This window comes from Chromobacterium sp. S0633 (assembly GCF_024158805.1).
Taxonomy (GTDB): domain Bacteria; phylum Pseudomonadota; class Gammaproteobacteria; order Burkholderiales; family Chromobacteriaceae; genus Chromobacterium.
In genome coordinates, this window is record NZ_JAMZGH010000012.1 from 1 (window position 1) to 21130 (window position 21130).

Sequence of the window (21130 nt, forward strand, 5' to 3'; positions counted from 1 at the left end):
AATGTACACGTGGTACATGAGCATTTCGAAGCCGTTTTCAACGCCGTATCGCCGACGCGCAGCAGACTTTGCTCAAAACAAGCTTAACGGCTGACCTTCACTTCCGTCCACATCCGCGCCAGCGAACGCCGCTCCGCCGGCGTCAGTTCGCGCAGCACCGTCCATTTTTTCACGGTGTCCAGCGTCGGATCGATCACCGGATGGCTTTTCAAGTCCGCGCGGAAAAAGGGCGCGGCGGTCTTGACCGGATTGGTGGCGCCGTTGAGGTTGGTCAATTGGGCTGCATTCTTGCCGTCCAGCATGAAGTTGATGAACTGATGCGCCAGGTCCGGGCGTTTGGCGCTGGCCAGCACCGCCATGGTGTCCACGCCCAGCTCATTGCCTTCCTTCTGCGCCACATTGGCGATGCGGAAGCGGCGCTTGGCCTGGCGCGCGTCCTCGGCGGCCTGGAAGAACTCGGTGGAGTAGCCCAGCGACACCCAGATATTGCCCACCGCCAGCTCTTTCAGATAACTGGCGTTGGAGAAGGTGGCCCAGTAGGGCTTGGCCTGCTTGATCACCACCTGCGCCGCGCGATAATCGGCCTGGCTGGCGGTGTTGGGGTTCTTGCCCAGGTAGAACAACGCGGCGGCGAACACCTCGCGCGAGCTGTCCAGCACCGTGACCTTGCCCTTGATCTTCTGCAGCACCTTGGGATCGAAGATCACCGACCAGCTGTGCGGGTCGATGCCCAGTTTCTGCAGACGCTCCGCATTGTAGCCGACCGAAGTCAGCGACAGCACCGTGGGCACGGTGTAGCGGTTGCCCGGATCGTAGCTTTGGGACAAATAGGCCGGGTCGACATTCTTCAGATTCGGCAATTTGGCGTGATCCAGCGGCCGCAGCAGCTTCTGCTTGCTCATCGCCTCGATCACGAAGCTGGACGGAAACACCATATCGTAGCCCTTGGCCCCGGCCGCCAGCTTGGCCAGCATTTCCTCATTGTCGCCGTAGTAATTCTGCACCACGCGGCAATCACAGCTTTTCTCGAACTGGCGGAGGATGGCGTCCGACAAGGAGCCGCTCCAGTTATAGATGTGCAAGACGTCCTTGGGTCCGGCCCAGACGGCGGACGACAGGATGGAGGACAATAGGACAAGCTTCAGCGGTTTCAATTCAGATTCACCTCCAGACGGCCATGACCAGCATGGCGAACAGAAAAGGCGGCAAGCCGCCATGGCGGGCTCCCCCTTGGGAAGTCCCGCGACTTGGAACCTGTTCACGATCCGCAGCGCTTCGCGGGAGCTGACGCGGCGTCGAGACGCTCTTGCGCCACGCGCGGCTTCCGCCTTGTCTCGCGCTTGCTCCTTGGATCGTCAACACGTTCTTAATATGGCGGCGTCGGGCCCTGCCTCAGCAAGAACAGCGCTCTCGCCTTGCTACAGCAGACCCCGGCGCCGCGAATCCGTTCCTGGCCGCGGCGGCCAGGCGGTTTATTCTGTTGATTCCGCGCGGCGGGCGGCGCCCAGCGTCGCTTCCAGGGCCTGTTGCAGCAGACGCTCGTCGGCGCCGTCCAGCAGTTTGGCGTCGGACAGCATGCGCCGCCAGTTTCTCGCGCCGGGAATGCCCTGGAACAGGCCCAGGATGTGGCGGGCGATATTGCGCGTCTTGTGGCCCTCGGCCAGGCGCGCCGCCACATAGGGCATCATCGCGGCCACCACCTGTTCGCGCTCCGGCGCGGCGCCGGCGCCGTAGTAGCGCTGGTCCCAATCGGCCATCAGCCAGGGATTGTGATAGGCCTCGCGCCCCACCATCACGCCGTCCACATGGCGCAGATGCTCGTCGATCTCGGCCGGATTCTTGACGCCGCCGTTGATCAGGATTTCCAGATCCGGGCGTTCCCGCTTCAGCCGGTAGACGTAATCGTACTTCAGGGGCGGGATTTCGCGGTTTTCCTTGGGGCTCAGGCCCTTGAGGATGGCGTTGCGCGCATGGACGATGAAGGTGCGGCAGCCGGCGTCCGCCACTTGCTCGACGAAGTCGCGCAAATAATCGTAATGCTCGATGCGATCGATGCCGATGCGGTGCTTGACCGTCACGTCGATGGACACCGCGTCGCGCATCGCCTTGACGCAGTCGGCCACCAATTGCGGCTCGGCCATCAGACAGGCGCCGAAAGCGCCCTTTTGCACGCGCTCCGACGGGCAGCCCACGTTCAGATTGACTTCGTCGTAGCCCCATTCCGCCGCCAGCTTGGCGCAACGCGCCAGCTCCGCCGGCTCGCTGCCGCCCAGTTGCAGCGCCAGCGGGTGCTCCGCCTCGTCGAAACGCAGATGGCGTTCGACGTCGCCGTGCAGCAGCGCGCCGGTGGTGACCATCTCGGTATACAGCCAGGTATGCCGGGTGATCTGACGCGCGAAATAGCGGTAGTGACGGTCGGTCCAATCCAGCATCGGCGCCACCGACAGCCGGCGCGACGGCAGGCCGCCGCTCTCCTGAACCCTAGAATGCTTCACTCCGCTGTCCTGCATCGTATCCCTATCCACCCGAAAGCCAATCGCCGCTCAGCGTTGGCGGCCAGCCGGCCCGCCATCGCGCTAAGCGTTTGAAAAAAGGCATGAATTATCCTCCCGTAGCCGATCCAGGGTCAAGCATTGAGACAAAAACGCCGAGCAATCAAGTAGATGCGTCGCACAGCCCCAGGCAATTCCTCGCCGCAGGCAACTTTTTCAAAAATTGAATTTCATAAGCTTTAGTCTTGGCGAGCGCTTCTTCGCGCCGAGCGCGCCCTGGCAGGGGCGTCCGACGCGCAATTCATTACTAACAAAAACCATTCACAAATGAATATATTCACAAAAAGAGATCCCAGCCTCCACGGCTGTCCGCAGGTCCGGCCTCGCCGCCGGACCAGCGTCGCCAGCGGCAAGACGGGCCTGCCCGTCATTCCGGATGCCTCCACTTCAGCACAAGGTTGAACCATGTCCAAACCACTTTCCCTGCGCCTGCCGGCGCTGATGCTGTTGCCAGCGCTGCTGAGCGGCTGCCTTGAGCAGCCCAGCGTCGAGCAGCAAGCCGCGCGCATCGTCGAACAGATGAGCGTCCGCGAGAAGATCGGCCAGAAAATCATGATGGCCTTCCGTTACTGGTGCCCGGACGATCAGCCCGCCTGCACCGCCGGCATGACCGAACTGCCGGACGCCGCCAGCCGCGCGCTGCGCGACAACGCCATCGGCGGCGTGATTCTGTTCGCCAACAATCTGAGCGATTTGCAGCAAACCCGGCGTCTGTCCGAGCAGATCCGCCGGGCGCGGCCGCAGAACAGCCCGATCGGACTGTTGATCGGTTCTGACCAGGAGGGCGGTAATGTCTTCCGCTTGCCGCGCCCGCTGGCCACCAGCTTCCCCGGCAATATGGCGCTGGGCGCCGCCTATGAAGCGACGCGGGACAGCGGCCTCGCCCGCGACTCCGGCCGGGTGCTGGCCGCCGAGATCCGCGCCGTCGGCTTCAACGTCAACTTTGCGCCGGACGTGGACGTCAACAGCAATCCGCTCAATCCGGTCATCAATGTCCGCGCCTACGGCGACGATCCGGCCACCATCAGCCTGCTGGGCCAGGCCACGACGCAGGGCATGCGCGAGCAAGGCGTGATCGGGTCCTTCAAGCACTTCCCCGGCCACGGCGACACCGCCACCGACTCCCATTACGGCCTGCCGGTGGTGAACAAGTCGCGCGCCGACGCCTACGCCATCGACCTGGCGCCCTACCGCCAGGCCATCGCCTCCGGCCAGCCGCCGGAGATGATCATGACCGCCCACATCCAGTACCCGGCGCTGGACAGCAGCCAAATCACCGCCCGCAACGGCGAACGCATGATCGCGCCGGCGACGATGTCGCGCAAAATCCAGCACGATCTGCTGCGCGGCGAGATGCGCTACCAGGGCGTCACCGTCACCGACGCGCTGGACATGAAGGGCATCAGCGATTTCTTCGAGCAGGCCGACGCGGTGATCAAGGTGTTCCAGGCCGATGTGGACATCGCGCTGATGCCCACGGAGTTCCGCACCGCCGCGCAAGCCGGCCGGCTGCGCCAATTGATAGACCAGGTGGCCGCCGCGGTGGCGGACGGCAGGATAGACCGCGCCGAACTGGACCGCTCGGCGCGGCGCATCGTGGCGATGAAGCTGCGCAACGAGGTCACCCCGGCCGGCGAAGCCAAGCCGCTGCCGGCGCTGAGCACCATAGGCGGCGCGGAGCATCGCGCGGTGGAGGACAAGATCACCCGGCAATCCATCACCCTGCTGCGCAATCAGGGCGCGGCGCTGCCGCTGCGCTCGCCCAGCCAGCGCATCTTCATCCTGACGCCCTGGGGCGAACAGGCCGAGGCGATGCGTCGCCGCTTTGATGAGAAAGGCTATCGCCAGGTCAGCGGCGCCAAATTGAGCGCCACGCCGTGGGAAGCGCAGAAACAGGCGATCGATCAGGCCGACGTGGTCGTCATCGGCACCCTGGCCACCGGCGTCAGCCCGGTGGAACGCAACGGCGACCCCAACGCGCCCGCCATCGCGCCGCGGATGAAGCGCAGCCTGCAAGCCGAGCCGGCGCCGGCCGCCGGCAACGGTTCCCTGGTCTTCAATGTGGTGGAAGACCTGCCCGCGCTCCGGACCCGCTTCGCCCGCAGCCTGTCCGCGCCGCCGCTCAGCGAGGCGCAGCAAATGCGCAATGCGATGGAATACGCCAAGCGGCAAGGCAAGAAGCTGATACACGTGACCCTGCGCGCGCCTTATGACGTGATCAATTACGACGATCTGGCCGACGCCACGCTGGCCACCTACGCCTACTACGGCTATGAGAACGGCCTGCGCGGGCCGTCCATGCCGGCGCTGGTGGACGTGATGCTGGGCGCGAATCCGCCCGGCGGCAAGCTGCCGGTGGCCATCCACGCGCTGGACGAAAACGGCCAGCCGGGCGCGCTGCGCTACGCGCGCGGTTTTGGGCTGAGCTTCTGACGAAGCATCGCTCTACTTAACCCTCCTCCTGCGCACCGCGGCCCTCCGGCCGCGGTGTTTTCTTTTGTCCCTGCGGCGGGCGGCTCCGCCGCTCCAAGGCATTCGCATTGAAATAGACACAATTTATACTGTATGAATATTTTGTGCGCTGCAGTATCATGAGCTTGAACCGACGGCTGAAGACGCCCGCACAACAGGGCCGCAAGCCGCGCGGAACCGGGCTACCCTCAAATAAGAAAGCAAGCGCATGGCCATAGAATCCAACGCCGTCCTACCGGACTTCGCCGCGTGGAGCATGTCCAAGGACTTTCCCAGCGGTCATCAAGTCGGCCGCCACCAACACCGCGAAGGCCAGCTGATTTTCGCCGTTTCCGGCGTGATGGAACTGTCCACCGCCGACGGTCTGTGGCTGGTGCCGCCGCAGCGCGGCGTCTGGATGCCGCCCGCGGTGGAGCACAGCATGCGCGCCCGCGGCACGGTGTCGCTGCGCACGCTGTACATCCAATCCCCGCACTATCTGGCGCAATTGCCGCGCCACTCCAAAGCCATCGCCATTTCGCCGCTGATGCGGGAACTCATCATCCGCCTGATGCGCACGCGCGGCATTCCCCACGCCGATCAAAAAGAAGGCCGCTTGCTGGACGTGCTGATCGACGAAATCGAATGGTCGGGGGAAACGGCCTTGCCGCTGCCGCCGCTGAGCGATCAGCGTTTGCAGCGGGTGTGCTCGGCGATTCTGGCCAATCCCGGCGACCGGCGCGGGCTTAACGAATGGGCGGAACTGGTGGGCGCGTCCAGCCGCACGCTGGCGCGGCTGTTCCAGCAGGAGCTGGGCGTGTCTTATCTGTACTGGCGTCAGCAAGTGTGCGCGATCTCGGCGCTGCCGCGGCTGGGCGCCGGCGAGCCGGTGACCCTGATCGCCTCCGATCTGGGTTATGAAACGCCCGGCGCGTTTTCCTCCATGTTCCGCCGCATCATGAACGCGGCCCCCAGCCAGTACTTCTCCTGATCCCATCCGCGGTTCAAAGCCCCACCGACAAGAGCGAGGCTTTGAACCGCCTCTTTTCCGCCCCGCGGACCCGCGCGCCGGCACGGCTTTGCCGCAGCGCAGCATAATTGTCCGTTTTGAAGCAGCAATTGTCCGCTTGCAAGAAGCCTGAACCAAACCGTTTCAATATGATAAATGGCTATTGAAACCGCCGTCTGGCCAGGTGACCATGTCCCATCCCAACTACGACGCCAAACGCTATTGGCTGCTGATTCTGGCCGCCACCTTTCTGTTCGGCTCCACCTTTCCCACCTCCAAGATCGTGTTGTCGGAAATGCCGCCCTTGTGGGCCGCGGTGGCGCGTTTCACCGCCGCCGCCGCCGGCATCGTGCCCATTCTGCTGTGGCAGCGCTTCCGCTATCCGCGCGCCTTCGTCCGCCCTCGCCCCTGGGGCGTGCTGGCCTTGATCGGCCTGTTGCAGACCGCCGGATCGATGGGCTTTCTCAATATCGGGCTGCGCAGCACCACCCCGGCCAAGGCCGCCATTCTGATGGCCTGCACCCCGCTGATCGTGGCCTTGATGTCGCGGCTGGCGCTGAAGGAAAAAATCCACTCTCTGGCCGCCGTCGGCCTAGTCCTGTCCTTCTTCGGTGTCGCCGTCTGCATCGGCCTGAACAAGCTGGACGGCTTCGGCGCCGGCGACGCGCTGGTGCTGTGCGGCGCGGCCTGCTGGGCGGCGTCCACGCTGGTGATCAAGGGCAGCCGCATCGTGATCAACGTCTGGGCGCTGACCTTCTGGCAGATGCTGGTGGGTTCGGCCTGCCTGGCGCTGCTGGCCTGGGCCGGCGGCGAAGTCCCGACACTGCCTCACAGCGAGCGGGTGCTGGCCGCCTTTCTGTGGCTGGCGCTGCCGGCCACCACCGGCGCGATGGCGCTGTGGTTCATGGCGCTGGATCTGGGCGGCGCGGTGCGCACCAGCGGTTTCCTGTTTCTGTCCCCGCTGTTCGCCACCCTGATTTCCTTCGCCGCCTTCGGCTATTCGCTGTCGCTACATGAGCTGATCGGCGGCGTGCTGATCGGCGTCGGCATTTATCTGGTGTCCAAGCGCCCGGACGCCGCCGCGCAGCCGCAAACCGCGCCCGTCGGCGACAAGATCTGAACACCGCAGCTTTTTCCTCTTTCATTCACATGAGCGTTCCCACCATGCAAAAACTCATCATCACCGCCGCCGTCAACGGCGGCATCACCAGCCGGCAGAAACATCCCGGCGTGCCGTTTTCGCCGGAAGAAATCGCCCAGGCCGCCTATGAATGCTGGAACGCCGGCGCTTCGGTGGTCCACATCCACGCCCGCAACCCGGACGGCACGCCCAGCTACGACGCGGACATCTACGGCGATATCGTCCGCCGCATCCGCGAGCGCTGCGACATCCTGATCAATCTGAGCACCTCCGGCCTCAATCTGCCGCCGCAGCTGGAGAAGAAGGAAGCCTGGAACCATCTGTCCTTCCGTCCGGACATCGCCTCCTTCAACTGCGGCTCGGTCAACCACGGCAGCAAGCCCTTCATCAATCCGCCTGAACTGGCCCGCGCGCTGGCGCTGGACATCCGCGAATACCGCGCCAAGCCGGAGATCGAGGTCTATCACCAGGGCATCATCGGCGAGGCGCTGAAACTGCAGGAAGACGGCTATCTGAGCGGCCCGCTGTGCTTCAGCTTCGCCATGGGCATACAGGGCGGCGCGGCCGCCACCTGCAAAAACCTGCTGCATTTCGTCGAAAGCATTCCGCAGGACAGCGTGTGGTCGGCGCTGGGCATAGGCAAACACCAGCTGGCGATCAATCTGCACACCCTGCTGCTGGGCGGCCATGTGCGCACCGGCCTGGAAGACAACGTCTATTACCGCTACGGCGAACTGGCCCGAGACAACGCCCAATTGGTGGAGCGCCTGGCGCGCCTGGCCGGCGAAGTCGGCCGCGAGATCGCCTCCCCCGCCGAAGCCAAGCAAATTCTGGGCATCCACTAAAGGACACACTACATGAGCACAATCGATCCCAATCCGCATAAAGAACACGGCCTGGAAATCTACGGCGCGCCGCTGAACCAGGCCAAACTCGCCGTGGTGCTGCTGCACGGCCGCCGCCAGAGCGCCCAGGACGCCTACAAGAACGGCGAGGCCATCGGCCTGGCCGACGTCGCCTACATTCTGCCCATCGCCAAGGACCGCACCTGGTATCCGCACAGCTTCATGGCGCCGCTGGACAGCAATCAGCCCTCGCTGGACCAGGCGCTGGATTGCGTCGAGACCACCATAGAAGAACTGCGCGGCTACGGCTTCGCCGACAGCCGGATCGTGCTGATGGGCTTCTCCCAGGGCGCTTGCCTGGCCGCCGAGTTCATCTATCGCCGCCCACGCCCGATAGGCGGGCTGATCGCCTTCTCCGGCGGCCTGTTCGGCCCCGACGAGGCCGCCTGGGGCGCGCCGTCCGCGGCGCTGGACTTCCCGGCCTTCTTCGGCACCAGCGACAGCGACAGCTGGATGCCGCTGGAGCGCATCGAACGCAGCGCCGAGGCCTTCCGCCGCGCCGGCGCCGAGGTGGATTTCCGCGTTTACCCGGACATGCCCCACCACGTTTGCGCCGACGAGATCGACGCCGCGCGCGATTTGCTGTCCGCGCTGTTGCAACCGCAAACCAGCTTGAGCTGAGAGGAGACCGCGATGACCGACGCTTTCATCTGCGACGCCGTGCGCACCCCCATCGGCCGCTTCGGCGGCGCCTTGTCCGGCGTGCGCGCCGACGATCTGGCCGCGGCGCCGCTGCGCGCGCTGCTGGAGCGCAATCCGGGCCTGGACCCGGCGGCGATAGACGAAGTGATCCTGGGCTGCGCCAACCAGGCCGGCGAGGACAACCGCAACGTGGCCCGCATGAGCCTGCTGCTGGCCGGCTATCCGGAGAGCGTCCCGGGCCTGACCGTGAACCGCCTGTGCGCGTCCGGCCTGGACGCGGTGGCGCTGGCGGCGCGCGCCGTCAAGTCCGGCGAGGCCGAGCTGCTGATCGCCGGCGGCGTGGAGTCCATGTCGCGCGCGCCCTTCGTAATGCCGAAATCGGACAAAGCCTTCGGCCGCGACATGCAGATCTACGACACCACCATAGGCTGGCGCTTCGTCAATCCGGCGATGGAGAAACAATACGGCGTGGACACCATGCCGGCCACGGCGGAGAACGTGGCGCGCGAATTCGGCGTCAGCCGCCAGGATCAGGACGCCTTCGCGCTGCGCAGCCAGCAGCGTTACTTCGCCGCGCTGGAAACCGGCTTCTTCGCCGAGGAGATCGTCCCGGTGACGATCCCGCGCCGCAAGCAGGACCCGCTGATCGTCAGCCGCGACGAGCATCCGCGCCAGACCTCTCTGGAGGAGCTGGCCAAGCTCAAGGCGCTGTTCGGCCCGGAATCCAGCATCACCGCCGGCAATGCCTCCGGCGTCAACGACGGCGCGGCGGCGATGATCATCGCCTCGGCCGCGGCGGCGCAACGCCACGGCCTGCGTCCGCGCGCGCGGGTGCTGGCCTCGGCCAGCTCCGGCATCGCGCCGCGCATCATGGGCGCGGGCCCGATCGAGGCCAGCCGCAAGGCGCTGCGCCAGGCCGGCCTCGGCATCGAGGACATCGACGTCATCGAACTGAACGAAGCCTTCGCCGCCCAGGCGCTGGCGGTCACCCGCGCGCTGGGCCTGCCCGACGATTGCGAACGCGTGAACCCCAAGGGCGGCGCCATCGCGCTGGGCCACCCGCTGGGCATGAGCGGCAGCCGGCTGGCGCTGACCGCCGCCGCGCAGCTGCAGGCCGGCGGCAAGCGCTACGCGCTGTGCACCATGTGCGTGGGCGTGGGACAGGGCCTGGCGCTGATTCTGGAACGGGTATAGGCCGGACGAGGCGGCCTTGACGGCCGCCGTCAAACCATACGAGGGGGGAAACATGCATCAACACGCCAATATCAAAAAAGCCATCCAGTTGAGCAACAGCTTCTGGGACATCACCACCCAGGCCGGCCTGGCCAATATCGTCACCCGCAACCTGGGCGACGGCCGCCATGAGGCGGTGGCCAACGGCAAGCGCTTCGTCAATATGTCGTCCTATTCCTATCTGGGCCTGGACTCGCACCCGGACATTCTGCAGGCGGCGGCGGACGCGGTATTGAACACCGGCTCGTTGAACACCTCGATTTCGCGCATCCGGGTGCAGTTCGACATCCTGCAACAGGCAGAGGACGCGCTGGCGGAGCTGGTGGACGCGGAAACGCTGACCGTGCCGTCCTGCGCCGCGGCCGCCGCAGCCGCCCTGCCCCTGCTGGCCTCCGGCGCGCTGACCGAAGACGTGCCGCCCTTGATGGTGTTCGACAAGAACGCCCACTTCTGCCTGAACATGATGAAGCCGATCTGCGCCGACGAGGCCGAGATCCAGACCATACGCCACAACGATCTGAACGCGCTGGAAGACCTGTGCAAGACCCATGCGCGCGTGGCCTATGTCGCCGACGGGGTCTACAGCACCGGCGGCATGGCTCCGGTGCCGGAGCTGCTGGCGTTGCAGGACAAATACGGTTTGTTCCTGTTCTTCGACGAAGCCCACGGCCTGTCCACGCTGGGCCGCCACGGCCGCGGCCTGGTGCTGGAAACCATGGGCGGCATCAATGAGCGCACCTTGATCGTCACCTCGCTGAACAAGGGCTTCGGCGCGTCCGGCGGCGCCATCTTCCTGGGCCCGCGCCACGACGCCCAGCGCCGCAAGTTGGCCACCCGCTTCGGCGGACCGGTGACCTGGTCGCAACGCATCAACACCGCCGGCCTGGGCGCCATCATCCAGTCGGCGGCCATTCACCTCTCCGAGGAGCTGCCGCGTCTGCAACAACGGCTGCAGGACAATATCCGCCTGTTCGACCAGCACGTGGCCTCGGACAATAGCGGCGAGCCGCTGCCCATCCGCTTCGTCTCCATCGGCTCGGAGGAAAACACCATCTTCTACGCCAAGAGCTTGCTGGAAGACGGTTTCTACACCTCGCCCATCTTCTTCCCGGTGATCGCCAAGGGCCGCGCCGGCCTGCGCATCATGATCCGCGCCAATATGACGACGCAGGAGATCGAGCGCTTCGCCGCCTGCCTCAATCAGTTGCGAGCCGCCCATGAATGAGAAAACCCTGACCGCGCCGCCCGCGGCGCTGGCGCGGCCGGCCGCCCGGCTGATGGCGCTGGCCTGCCTGATCGTGTTCATGGCGCAGATGGCCACCACCGTGTATCTGCCCTCGCTGCCGGCGGTGATGCGGGAGCTGGCGATGAGCCAGAGCCTGGTGGAGATGTCGATTTCCGGCTATGTGGTGGGCGCGGCCTTGCCGGTGCTGTTCTGGGGCTCGGCGGCCGACCGCTGGGGCCGGCGCGGGCCGCTGCTGATTTCGCTGGCGCTGTTCGTGGTCTGCAGCCTGCTGCTCGCCTTCGTGTCCAACGCCGCGGAGCTGCTGACGCTGCGCGTGGCGCAGGGCATCGCCGGCGGCGGCGCGGCCATCATCGCCCGCATCATCGTGCGCGACCACTGGCGCGGCGACGATCTGGCGCGCAAATTGTCCGTGCTCTCCATCGCCTTCATCACCGCGCTGGGCGGCGGCCAGTTCATCGGCGGCCTGATCGGCAAATACAGTCATTGGGAAGCCGGCTTCGCCTTGATGGCGGTCACCGGCGCCGTGGCGGCGCTGCTGACCATGGGCCTGCCGCTGCAAGCCGGCCGCCCGGCCGCCGCGGCCTCCGGCCCCAGCCCGTACTGGAGCATTCTGCGCCGGCCCGGCTTTCTGTGGCCGGCCTGCGCCGGCGGCCTGGGCTTCGCCACCACGGTGACCTTGCAAGAGGTCAGCCCCTTCGTGTTTCAGGAGCACTTCGGCCTGGCGGTGGCCGGCTTCGGCAACGTCGGACTGTTGATCGGCCTGTCCTATTTCAGCGGCGCCATGGTGGTGAACCGCCTGGTGGCCCGCGTGGGCGGGCTGCGCCTGATGCGCGCCGGCGCGGCGCTGCTGGCCGCGGCCACGCTGGCCATGCTGCTGGGCTGGCACTTGGGCCTGCTTGAGCGTCTGCCCGGCCTGTGGCTGTTCATCGGCCTCTACTGCCTGACCATTTTCGGCCAGGCGGTACTGTTCCCCAACAGCATGGCCACCGCCGTCAGCGACGCCAAGGAGCACGGCGCGCACGCGATGGCGCTGTGCGGCTTCCTGCAGCAGGGGCTGGCCGGCATCGCCGCCACCGTCTCGGTGCTGCTGCATCACGACGGCGCCTGGACGCTGGCGGTGGCCGCCCTGGGCCTGTTGACCCTGTCGCAAGTGCTGTTCAAGGTGCGCGCGCGCGCCGCCTGAATCGAGGAAGCTCTTCCATGTCCCGTATCGAATCCCGCGTTCCCGCCTCCGGCGAGACGTTTGAACGCAACGCCGAAGCCTACCGCCAGCTGCGCGAGCGCATCGCCGCCGCCCGCGACGCCGCCTTGCAAGGCGGCGGCCCGGAGGCGCGCGCCAAGCAAGCGGCCAAGGGCAAGCTGTCCCCGCGCGAACGCCTATCCCTGCTGCTGGACCCCGGCACGCCCTTTCTGGAGATCGGCCAGTTGGCCGCCCACGACGTGTACGAGCACGCGGTGCCCTGCGCCGGCATCGTCACCGGCATCGGCATCGTCGCCGGCCACGCGGTGGCGGTGTTCGCCAACGACGCCTCGGTCAAGGGCGGCACTTATTACCCGCTGACGCTGCGCAAGCATCTGCGCACCCAGCAGATCGCCCGTGAACAAGGCCTGCCCTGCCTCTATCTGGTGGATTCCGGCGGAGTCTACCTGCCCTTGCAGGAAGACATCTTCCCGGACGAGCAGCACTTCGGCCGCATCTTCCGCAATATCGCCGAGATGTCGGCGCTGGGCCTGCCGCAGATCTCGGCGGTGCTCGGCTCTTGCACCGCCGGCGGCGCCTACATCCCGGCGATGAGCGACGAAACCATCATCGTGCGCGGCAACGGCTCCATCTTCCTGGGCGGCCCGCAACTGGTGCGCGCCGCCACCGGGGTGATCGTGGACGCGGAAACCCTGGGCGGCGCCGATGTGCACACCCGCGACAGCGGAGTGGCGGATCACTACGCGCTCAGCGACGAACACGCGCTGCGGCTGATGCGGGACATCGTCGCGCGCCGCGGCCGCGGCCGGCAGTACGCGCCGCCGCAAGCGCCGCGGCCGCCGCGTTACGATCCGGCGGAACTGGCCGGCATCGTCAGCGCCAACCCGCGCGAGCATATTCCGGCGCGGGAAATCCTGGCCCGGCTGCTGGACGACTCCGCCTTCGCCGAATACCGCGCCCGTTTCGGCGCCACCATTCTGTGCGGCACCGGCCACATCGGCGGCTATCCGGTGGGCGTGCTGATCAACGACGGCGTGCTGTTCTCGGAAAGCGCGCAAAAAGCGGCCAACTTCATCGAACTCTGCGCCCAACGCGGCATTCCGCTGCTGTTCCTGCACAATATCAACGGCTTCATGGTGGGCGCGGAATACGAGGCCGGCGGCATCGCCAAACACGGGGCCAAGATGGTCAACGCCGCCTCCTGCGCCCGCGTGCCCAAGTTCAGCATCCTGATCGGCGGCAGCTACGGCGCCGGCAATCTGGCCATGTGCGGCCGCGCCATCGGCCCGCAGTTGATGGCGATGTGGCCCAACGCCAAGACCACGGTGGTGGGCGGCGAACAGGCGGCGACGGTGCTGGCGCTGATCCGCGCCGAGCAATTGGAAAAACAGGGCAAGGCCTGGACGCCGGAAGAAGAGGAAAGCTTCAAGCGGCCGATCCGCGACGCCTACGAGCGCCAGGGCCAGGCGCTGTACGTGGCGGCCCGCATGTGGGTGGACGCCATCGTCGACCCGGCCCAGACCCGAGAATGGCTGGCGCTCAGCCTGGCGCTGGCCGCCGCCGCCCCGGTCCAAGACACCCGCTTCGGCGTATTCAGGATGTAAACACCATGTTCAAACGAATTTTGATCGCCAACCGCGGCGAGATCGCGCGCCGCATCGCCCGCAGCTGCCGGCGGCTCGGCATCGAGCATGTCGCCGTCTACTCCACGGCCGACGCCGGCGCCGCGCATCTGGAAGGGGCCGCGGAGCGGCGCTGGATAGGCGAGGCCCCGGCCAGCGCCAGCTATCTGAACGGCGAGGCCATCATCGCCGCGGCGCTGGACAGCGGCTGCGAGGCCATCCATCCCGGTTACGGCTTCCTGTCGGAAAACGCCGACTTCGCCCGCGCGGTGACCGCCGCGGGCCTGGTCTTCATCGGCCCCGACGCCGACACCATCGCCCAGATGGGCGACAAGGCGCGCGCGCGCCAATTGATGGCGGCGGCGGGCGTGCCGGTGACGCCGGGCTCGGCGGAAGCCACCGAGTCCTACGGACTGATCCTGGAGAGCTGCGCCGAGATCGGCTATCCGGTCATTCTCAAGCCGGTGGCCGGCGGCGGCGGCAAGGGCATGCAAGTGGTGTGGGAAGAAGCCGCGCTGCGCGAGGCGGTGGACGCCGCGGTGCGCGTCGGCCGCTCCAGCTTCGGCGACGGCCGGCTGCTGGTGGAGCGCTATATCGCGCGGCCGCGCCATCTGGAAGTGCAGGTGTTCGGCGACCGCCACGGCAATGTGGCGCATCTGTTCGAACGCGAATGCTCCTTGCAGCGCCGTCATCAGAAAATCATCGAGGAGGCCCCGGCCTGCGCGATGCCGGCCGCCACCCGCGCCGTGCTGCTGGACACCGCGGTGCGCGGCGCGGCGGCCATCGGCTACCAAAACGCCGGCACTTTTGAATTCATCCTGGCGCCGGACGGCCAATTCTATTTCCTGGAGGTGAACACCCGCTTGCAGGTGGAGCACCCGGTCACCGAGGCCGTCACCGGACTGGACCTGGTGGAGTGGCAGTTGCGCGTCGCCGCCGGCGAAGCCCTGCCGCTGCGCCAGGAGGAGATCCGCGCCGACGGCCACGCCATCGAATGCCGAGTCTACGCCGAAGACCCGCTGCGCGAGTTCGCGCCCATGCCGGGCAAGGCGCTGCTGGCGCGCTGGCCGCAAGGCTGCCGCGTGGACGCGGCCTTCGACGGCGACGGCGGCGAGGTGCCGGCTTTCTACGATCCGATGCTGGCCAAGCTGATCGCCCACGGCGGCAGCCGCGCCGCGGCCTTGGACGCGCTGCAAGCCGCCGCGCGCGACACCGCGCTGCCGGGCCTGAGCACCAATCTGGGCTTCATCGAGCGGCTGCTGCGCGAGCCGCGGGTGCGGGCCGGCGAGCTGGACACCCATCTGGTCGACCAGCTCGCCGCCGCGCCGGAAGCCGCGCCGCTGGCCGAGGCCGTCGCCTGCGCCGCCGCCGTCGAACTGACCCTGGCCTGCGTCGAATCGTCCTCGCCCTGGCAGGGCGGCATCGGCCCGCACGACCGCGCCGCGCTGGACCCGGACGCGCCCTTGGGCCGGCTGAGCTATCGCGCCGGCGCCTCGCGCTGGCAGGCCCGGCTGCTGGAACGCTCAGGCGCCCAGGTCCGCGCGGCGGTGGCGGAGCGGAGCCTGCGCGTGGAACTGCGCCGCGACGGCGAGCTGTGGCGCGGCGAGGTGGACGGGCGGCAATGGAGCGCCCTGCCCTGCGGCGACGACATGGAGTTGACGGTGGCCGGCCATCGCCTGCGCTTGCAGGCGGAGCAGCCGGAAGCCGCCGAGGCGGACGCCGACGCCGGCCAGCGAGTGGCCTCGCCGATGCCGGGCACGGTGGTGGCGCTGCCGGTGGCGGTCAATGAGCGGGTGGAGGCCAATCAGGTGCTGGCCGTCGTTGAGGCGATGAAGATGGAAAACCGCATCTACGCGCCGCGCGCCGGCGTCGTCAGCGCGTTGCACTGCTGGGTGGGCGACATCGTCGCCGCCGACCAGCTGCTGGTCAGCGTCGCGGCCGACGAGGCTTGATCGGCCTCTAGCCGCTCAGCCATGAAAAAAGCGCGGGCCGCGGCCCGCGCTTTGTCTTGGCTTGCTGGCGTTCAGGACTGCGCGGACGCGCTCAAACCGGCCAGCTGTTGGCGTTCCGGCTGCCGGAAATCCACCGCCATCATCACCGACAGCGCGGTGATGGTGATGATGGAAAAGAAGAACAGCTGACGCGCCCAGACGCGGTCGTCGATGCTGCGCTTGTAGCCGGACAAGGCCATCTTCAGCCACCACAGGCTGGTGGCCCCGGCCACCGCCAGATAGCCGTAGCCGGCGTAGCCGCCGAAGGCCAGCATCGCGGTGGCGGCGCCGAAGGCCAGGATGTAGAGCACGATCTGGCGCTTGGCGCTGGAAATGCCCTTGACCACCGGCAGCACCGGAATCCCCGCCGCCTGGTAATCCTGCAGGCGGAAGATGGCGATGGCGTAGGAATGCGGCATCTGCCACAGACAGAACATCAGCAGCAGGATGGCCGCGCCGGCGTCGAAACGGCCGGTCACCGCGCAGTAGCCGGCCACCGGCGGCACCGCGCCGGACAAGCTGCCCACCAGGGTGCCGTACACCGAATGGCGCTTCATATAGAGGCTGTACACCCCCACATAGATGACGAAGCCGAACAGCACGCAGCCGAAGGCCAGCGGATTGGTCCAGCGCCACAGCGCGTAGAAGCCGGCCAGGCCGAGCAGCAGGCCATGGGCCAGCGCCGCCCGCGCGCTCATCGCGCCGGTGACCAGCACCCGCTTGCGGGTGCGGGCCATCTTGGCGTCGATGTCCCGGTCTATGCAGTTGTTGATCGCGCAGCCGGACGCCACCACCAGCGAGAGGCCGGCCAGGGTGGCCAGCAGCAAGCTCCAGTCAACCCGGCCCTGGGCCGCCAGCAGAAAACCGCCGACGGCCGAGATCAGGTTGCCGAAGATGATGCCCGGCTTGGTCACCTGCAGATAGCGCTTGAATGTCAAGACGGTCTCTCTCAAACCCGCCTCAGCGCATCATCAGCGCGTCGGCGGTGTAGATGATCCAGATCGACAGCCCGACCAGCAGCACGATGACCATGCCGGTGAACAGGAAGGAGAAGGTATTGAGCTTGCCCTCCTTGCTGAAGTCCAGATGCAGGAAATACTTCAGATGCACCACGATCTGCACCACCGCCAGCGCGAAGATGCCGATCGCCGTCGCCTGCGGCGTGAAGGCGCCGCCCATCACCATCCAGAACGGAATGGCGGTGAGCACCACCGACAGCAGGAAGCCGATCAGATAGCTTTTCACGCTGCCGTGCGCGGCGTGTTGATGTGCCTGGCTCATCCCATGGCTCCTTTCAGGTAGACGACGGTGAACACGCAGATCCACACGATGTCGAGGAAGTGCCAGAACAGAGACAGGCAGTTCAGACGCGTCATCGCGCGGCCGGTCAGGCCGGTCTTGGCCACTTCCACCATCATCACCGCCATCCAGATCAGGCCGGCGGTCACGTGCAGGCCGTGCAGGCCCACCAGGCCGAAGAAGGCCGACAGGAAGGCGCTGACCTGCGGGCCGTGGCCCTCGGAGATCAGGTGGTGGAATTCGTTGATTTCCAGGCCGATGAAGGCGGCGCCGAACAGGAAGGTCATGCCCAGCCAACCCAGCACCGCGGATTTATTGCCCTTCTGACCGGCGATCATCGCAAAGCCGTAGGTGATGGAAGACAGCAGCAGCGCCGCGGTCTCCACCAGCACGTATTGCAGATCGAAGATCTCCTTGCCGGACACGCCTTCCGCCACATTGCGGAACAGCACGGCGTAAGCCGCGAACGCGCTGGCGAACAGGATGCAGTCGGTCATCAGGTAGAACCAGAAGCCCAACACGGTTTGCGAACCGCTGTCGTGGTGCTCGTGGTCGTCGTGCGCTTCGTGCGCGTCTTTTACATAAGTCGTCATGTCGGATTCAACCTGTTACGCGGTGGTGGTCGGACGCGCCGCCTTGTGCGGCTGGGCCGGGTCGCGCTCGGTGTAGTTGTCCACATCGATGCCCAGTTTTTCGAAACGCTCGCGCTCGATGGCCTCCACTTCCTCCGGCTGCACGTAGTAGTCCAGATCGTTGTCGTAGGCGCGCGCCAGCATGCAGCCGACGATGCCCACCAGACCGACGATGGCCAGCCACCAGATATGCCAGATCAGGGCGAAGCCCAACACCGTGGTGAAGCCGCCGATATAGACGCCCATCGCGGTGTTCTTCGGCATGTGGATGGGCTCGTAGGACTTGGGCACCGCGTAAGCCACGCCTTTTTCCTTCATGTCGGTGAAGGCGTCGATGTCATGCACCACCGGCAGCTTGGCGAAGTTGTAGAACGGCGCCGGCGACGAGGTGGACCATTCCAGGGTATGGCCGTTCCACGGGTCGCCGCTGACGTCGGCCAGCTTCTTGCGGTCGCGGATGCTGACCACGATCTGCAGCAACTGGCAGGCGATGCCGCAGGCGATCAAGAGCGCGCCGAACAGCGCCAGATACAGCCACGGCTCCCATTCCGGGTTGGTGGTGTAGTTCAGGCGGCGGGTCATGCCGAGGAAGCCCAGCACGTACAGCGGCATGAAGGCGAACATGAAGCCGATCTGCCAGAACCAGAACGAGGCCTTGCCCAGTTTCGGGTTCAGCTTGAAGCCGAACACTTTCGGGAACCAGAAGGTCACGCCGGCCAGATAGCCGAACACCGCGCCGCCGATGATGGTGTTGTGGAAGTGGGCGATCAGGAACAGGCTGTTGTGCAGCACGAAGTCCGCGCCCGGCACCGCCATCAGCACGCCGGTCATGCCGCCGATGGAGAAGGTGACCATGAAGCCCAGCGTCCACAGGATGGGGGTTTCAAAGCGCAGGCGGCCGCGGTAAATGGTGAACAGCCAGTTGAACAGTTTCACCCCGGTCGGGATAGAAATGATCATGGTGGCGATGCCGAAGAAGGCGTTGACGCTGGCGCCGGAACCCATGGTGAAGAAGTGATGCAGCCACACCATGAAGCCCAGGATGGAGATCGCGCCGCTGGCGTAGATCATGGACTTATGGCCGAACAGGCGCTTGCCGGTGAAGGTGGACACCACCTCGGAGAAAATGCCGAAGGCGGGCAGCACCAGGATGTACACCTCCGGATGGCCCCAGGCCCAGAACAGGTTCAGATACATCATCGCGTTGCCGCCGGCTTCCGCGGTGAAGAAATGGAAGTCCAGATAGCGGTCCAGGCTCAGCATGGCCAGCGCGCCGGTCAGGATGGGGAAGGAGCTGGCGATCAGCACATTGGCCCAGGTGCAGGTCCAGGTGAAGATGGGCATGTCCATCAGCTTCATGCCGGGGGCGCGCATCTTGATCACGGTGACCAGGAAGTTGATCGCCGTCAGCGTCGTCCCTATCCCTGATATCTGCAAGGCCCAGGTGTAGTAATCCACCCCCACGTCCGGACTGAAGGCGATGCCGGCCAAGGGCGGATAGGCCACCCAGCCGGTGCGGGCGAAGTTGCCCACGCCCAGCGACAGGTTGACCAGGATCACCGCCGCCACCAGCAGCCAGAAGCTCAGCGAGTTCAGGAAGGGGAAGGCCACGTCGCGCGCGCCGATCTGCAGCGGCACCACGATGTTCATCAGGCCCGTCATGAACGGCATCGCCATGAAGATGATCATGATCACGCCGTGGGCGGTGAAGATCTGATCGTAGTGATCCGGCGGCAGCACGCCGTGGCTGCCGCCGGTGGCGATGGCCAATTGCGCGCGCATCATCAGCGCGTCGGCGAAGCCGCGCAGCAGCATGATCATGGCGACGATGATGTACATCACGCCTATCTTCTTGTGGTCGACCGAAGTCAGCCACTCATGCCACAGATAGCCCCATTTGCCCATTTTGGAGATCAGGGCCACCAGCATCAGCCCGATCAGGCCGACGCCGCCCAGCGCGCCCATCACAATGGGCTCGTGGAAGGGGATGGCGTCCAGCGTAAGTTTGCCTAACAGCATGTCTTGATTACTCCTTCACCGTCAGCGGTTCGCACAGGCTCTTGGCCAGAGCGGCCAGCTTCACGTCGGCCTCGGTGGCGGCCAGCGAGGTGCGGCCGGTCATGTATTTGTGCAGCACGCCCTGGAACAGATAGGGGGTGACGGCGCCGTAATAGGCCACCGGGTTCTTTTCGCTGGGCAGCACCAGGCCGCGGTAGCCGTTCACGTCCAGCGTCTTGCCGGAGGCCTTGACCTTGGCGACCCAGGCTTCGAACTCCGCCGGCGTCTTGGTGGCGACGGCGTTGAACTTCATGCCGGAGAAACCGGCGCCGCTGTAGTTGGCGGAGAAGCCCTTGTACACGCCCGGCTCATGCGCCAGCAGATGCAACTGGGTCTGCATGCCGGCCATCGCGTAAATCTGGCCGCCCAATTGCGGGATGAAGAAGGAGTTCATCGCCGCGTCGGAAGTGATCTTGAAGTTCACCGGCACATTGCTGGGGAAGGCCAGCTCGTTGATCGTGGCGATCTGCTGCTCCGGATAGATGAACAACCATTTCCAATTCAACGCCACCACCTGCACCTCGATCGGCTTCTGGTCGGAATCCAGCGGGCGGTACGGGTCCAGCTTGTGGGTGGTTTCCCAGGTCAGCACGGCGAGGAAGGCGATGATGATGCAGGGAATCAGCCAGACCACTAGCTCGATCTTGGTCGAATGCGACCATTTCGGCTCATAGACGGCGTCCTTATTGCTGGCGCGGTACTTCCAGGCGAAGAAGAAGGTCATCAGGATCACCGGGATGACCACCAGCAGCATCAGCGCGGTTGCCGTGATGATCAGGGACTTCTGCTCCGCCGCCACGGGGCCCTTGGGGTCAAGGATTCCGCCTTGACACCCGGCGAGCAGCAGCGCCGAAGCTACAGCAAGTCCCCGCCACAGGCGTGAGGGTCTTTGGTTTCTCATCATTTACGACTTTACGGGTTGAACATTCTTGTTATCTCGCCCGGGCGCGTAAGGCTGCGCGCCATCGGCCCCGGCGGCGGTAATCCAGGCCCGGCTCATGACCGGACGGCAACGGCAAGCCCTTGCGCGGCCGACGGCCATGCAAATGCTATTGGCATAATAAAAAGCAATGCGGAACTCGCAGCGCGAGCTGATCAAAATCGAAAGGTCGGCATGATCAATCGACAGGGGCGACGCGAATCGCCCC

Annotated in this window: 17 protein-coding genes; 10 read left to right on the forward strand and 7 right to left on the reverse strand. The window is 65.9% G+C overall.

The window, feature by feature from the left end; all coding sequences use genetic code 11:
- Positions 1 to 83: 83 nt before the first annotated feature.
- Positions 84 to 1154 carry a PotD/PotF family extracellular solute-binding protein gene (locus tag NK214_RS09715; protein WP_253314359.1) on the reverse strand — a complete coding sequence of 357 codons (1071 nt, stop codon included), beginning with the start codon at positions 1152 to 1154 and terminating at the stop codon, positions 84 to 86.
- 318 nt (positions 1155 to 1472) lie between these two features.
- Positions 1473 to 2495: a tRNA dihydrouridine(20/20a) synthase DusA gene (dusA, locus tag NK214_RS09720; protein WP_371926204.1), complete on the reverse strand. Its 1023-nt coding sequence runs from the start codon at positions 2493 to 2495 to the stop codon at positions 1473 to 1475.
- Positions 2496 to 2957: 462 nt separating this feature from the next.
- Between dusA and NK214_RS09725 the strand changes: the two genes are divergently transcribed.
- The 10 genes from NK214_RS09725 (at position 2958) to NK214_RS09770 (ending at position 15954) form a co-directional block, all read left to right on the forward strand.
- On the forward strand, positions 2958 to 4985 hold the full coding sequence (locus NK214_RS09725; protein ID WP_253314360.1) for a glycoside hydrolase family 3 protein: 2028 nt from the start codon (positions 2958 to 2960) through the stop codon (positions 4983 to 4985).
- Positions 4986 to 5232: 247 nt separating this feature from the next.
- Positions 5233 to 5994 (forward strand): helix-turn-helix domain-containing protein, encoded by a 762-nt coding sequence (locus NK214_RS09730; protein ID WP_199225921.1) that lies wholly within the window; start codon positions 5233 to 5235, stop codon positions 5992 to 5994.
- A gap of 208 nt (positions 5995 to 6202) precedes the next feature.
- Positions 6203 to 7132 carry a DMT family transporter gene (locus tag NK214_RS09735; RefSeq protein WP_253314361.1) on the forward strand — a complete coding sequence of 310 codons (930 nt, stop codon included), beginning with the start codon at positions 6203 to 6205 and terminating at the stop codon, positions 7130 to 7132.
- A gap of 44 nt (positions 7133 to 7176) precedes the next feature.
- On the forward strand, positions 7177 to 7998 hold the full coding sequence (locus NK214_RS09740; protein WP_048415426.1) for a 3-keto-5-aminohexanoate cleavage protein: 822 nt from the start codon (positions 7177 to 7179) through the stop codon (positions 7996 to 7998).
- A gap of 12 nt (positions 7999 to 8010) precedes the next feature.
- Entirely contained in the window at positions 8011 to 8679 is a 669-nt protein-coding gene (locus NK214_RS09745) for an alpha/beta hydrolase (RefSeq protein WP_253314362.1), read from the forward strand.
- A gap of 12 nt (positions 8680 to 8691) precedes the next feature.
- A complete protein-coding gene (pcaF, locus tag NK214_RS09750; RefSeq protein WP_253314363.1) occupies positions 8692 to 9894 on the forward strand; it encodes a 3-oxoadipyl-CoA thiolase in 1203 nt (400 codons plus the stop codon).
- 52 nt (positions 9895 to 9946) lie between these two features.
- On the forward strand, positions 9947 to 11158 hold the full coding sequence (locus NK214_RS09755; RefSeq protein WP_253314364.1) for an aminotransferase class I/II-fold pyridoxal phosphate-dependent enzyme: 1212 nt from the start codon (positions 9947 to 9949) through the stop codon (positions 11156 to 11158).
- Positions 11151 to 12362, forward strand: coding sequence for an MFS transporter (locus NK214_RS09760; protein ID WP_253314365.1), 1212 nt, complete (start codon positions 11151 to 11153; stop codon positions 12360 to 12362). Before NK214_RS09755 ends, NK214_RS09760 begins: the two co-directional genes overlap by 8 nt.
- A gap of 17 nt (positions 12363 to 12379) precedes the next feature.
- A complete protein-coding gene (locus NK214_RS09765) occupies positions 12380 to 13984 on the forward strand; it encodes a carboxyl transferase domain-containing protein (protein ID WP_253314366.1) in 1605 nt (534 codons plus the stop codon).
- A gap of 5 nt (positions 13985 to 13989) precedes the next feature.
- Positions 13990 to 15954, forward strand: a complete 1965-nt coding sequence (locus tag NK214_RS09770; protein WP_253314367.1) for a biotin carboxylase N-terminal domain-containing protein — start codon at positions 13990 to 13992, stop codon at positions 15952 to 15954.
- Positions 15955 to 16025: 71 nt separating this feature from the next.
- Here NK214_RS09770 and cyoE read toward each other — a convergent pair whose 3' ends face one another.
- From cyoE to cyoA, 5 genes are read right to left on the reverse strand one after another with little or no spacing between them, the layout of a single operon-like run.
- On the reverse strand, positions 16026 to 16931 hold the full coding sequence (cyoE, locus tag NK214_RS09775; RefSeq protein WP_227104783.1) for a heme o synthase: 906 nt from the start codon (positions 16929 to 16931) through the stop codon (positions 16026 to 16028).
- Between the two features lie 22 nt (positions 16932 to 16953).
- On the reverse strand, positions 16954 to 17274 hold the full coding sequence (gene cyoD, locus NK214_RS09780) for a cytochrome o ubiquinol oxidase subunit IV (protein WP_227104785.1): 321 nt from the start codon (positions 17272 to 17274) through the stop codon (positions 16954 to 16956).
- Positions 17271 to 17885, reverse strand: coding sequence for a cytochrome o ubiquinol oxidase subunit III (gene cyoC / locus NK214_RS09785; RefSeq protein ID WP_166452675.1), 615 nt, complete (start codon positions 17883 to 17885; stop codon positions 17271 to 17273). The genes cyoD and cyoC overlap by 4 nt, the downstream gene beginning before the upstream one ends.
- 15 nt (positions 17886 to 17900) lie before the next feature.
- Positions 17901 to 19943 carry a cytochrome o ubiquinol oxidase subunit I gene (cyoB, locus tag NK214_RS09790; protein ID WP_107800428.1) on the reverse strand — a complete coding sequence of 681 codons (2043 nt, stop codon included), beginning with the start codon at positions 19941 to 19943 and terminating at the stop codon, positions 17901 to 17903.
- A 7-nt stretch (positions 19944 to 19950) separates the two neighbouring features.
- A complete protein-coding gene (gene cyoA, locus NK214_RS09795) occupies positions 19951 to 20886 on the reverse strand; it encodes a ubiquinol oxidase subunit II (RefSeq protein ID WP_319792906.1) in 936 nt (311 codons plus the stop codon).
- Positions 20887 to 21130 lie beyond the last annotated feature (244 nt).

Excerpts from the sequence above, each read along its gene's own strand:
- NK214_RS09770 (WP_253314367.1), top strand. The coding sequence starts at position 13,990 with ATGTTCAAACGAATTTTGATCGCCAACCGCGGCGAGATCGCGCGCCGC.
- NK214_RS09730 (WP_199225921.1), top strand. The coding sequence starts at position 5,233 with ATGGCCATAGAATCCAACGCCGTCCTACCGGACTTCGCCGCGTGGAGC.
- NK214_RS09760 (WP_253314365.1), top strand. The coding sequence starts at position 11,151 with ATGAATGAGAAAACCCTGACCGCGCCGCCCGCGGCGCTGGCGCGGCCG.
- NK214_RS09755 (WP_253314364.1), top strand. The coding sequence starts at position 9,947 with ATGCATCAACACGCCAATATCAAAAAAGCCATCCAGTTGAGCAACAGC.
- cyoA (WP_319792906.1), bottom strand. The coding sequence starts at position 20,886 with ATGATGAGAAACCAAAGACCCTCACGCCTGTGGCGGGGACTTGCTGTA.
- NK214_RS09765 (WP_253314366.1), top strand. The coding sequence starts at position 12,380 with ATGTCCCGTATCGAATCCCGCGTTCCCGCCTCCGGCGAGACGTTTGAA.
- cyoD (WP_227104785.1), bottom strand. The coding sequence starts at position 17,274 with ATGAGCCAGGCACATCAACACGCCGCGCACGGCAGCGTGAAAAGCTAT.
- NK214_RS09745 (WP_253314362.1), top strand. The coding sequence starts at position 8,011 with ATGAGCACAATCGATCCCAATCCGCATAAAGAACACGGCCTGGAAATC.
- cyoC (WP_166452675.1), bottom strand. The coding sequence starts at position 17,885 with ATGACGACTTATGTAAAAGACGCGCACGAAGCGCACGACGACCACGAG.
- NK214_RS09740 (WP_048415426.1), top strand. The coding sequence starts at position 7,177 with ATGCAAAAACTCATCATCACCGCCGCCGTCAACGGCGGCATCACCAGC.
- NK214_RS09725 (WP_253314360.1), top strand. The coding sequence starts at position 2,958 with ATGTCCAAACCACTTTCCCTGCGCCTGCCGGCGCTGATGCTGTTGCCA.
- NK214_RS09735 (WP_253314361.1), top strand. The coding sequence starts at position 6,203 with ATGTCCCATCCCAACTACGACGCCAAACGCTATTGGCTGCTGATTCTG.
- cyoB (WP_107800428.1), bottom strand. The coding sequence starts at position 19,943 with ATGCTGTTAGGCAAACTTACGCTGGACGCCATCCCCTTCCACGAGCCC.
- pcaF (WP_253314363.1), top strand. The coding sequence starts at position 8,692 with ATGACCGACGCTTTCATCTGCGACGCCGTGCGCACCCCCATCGGCCGC.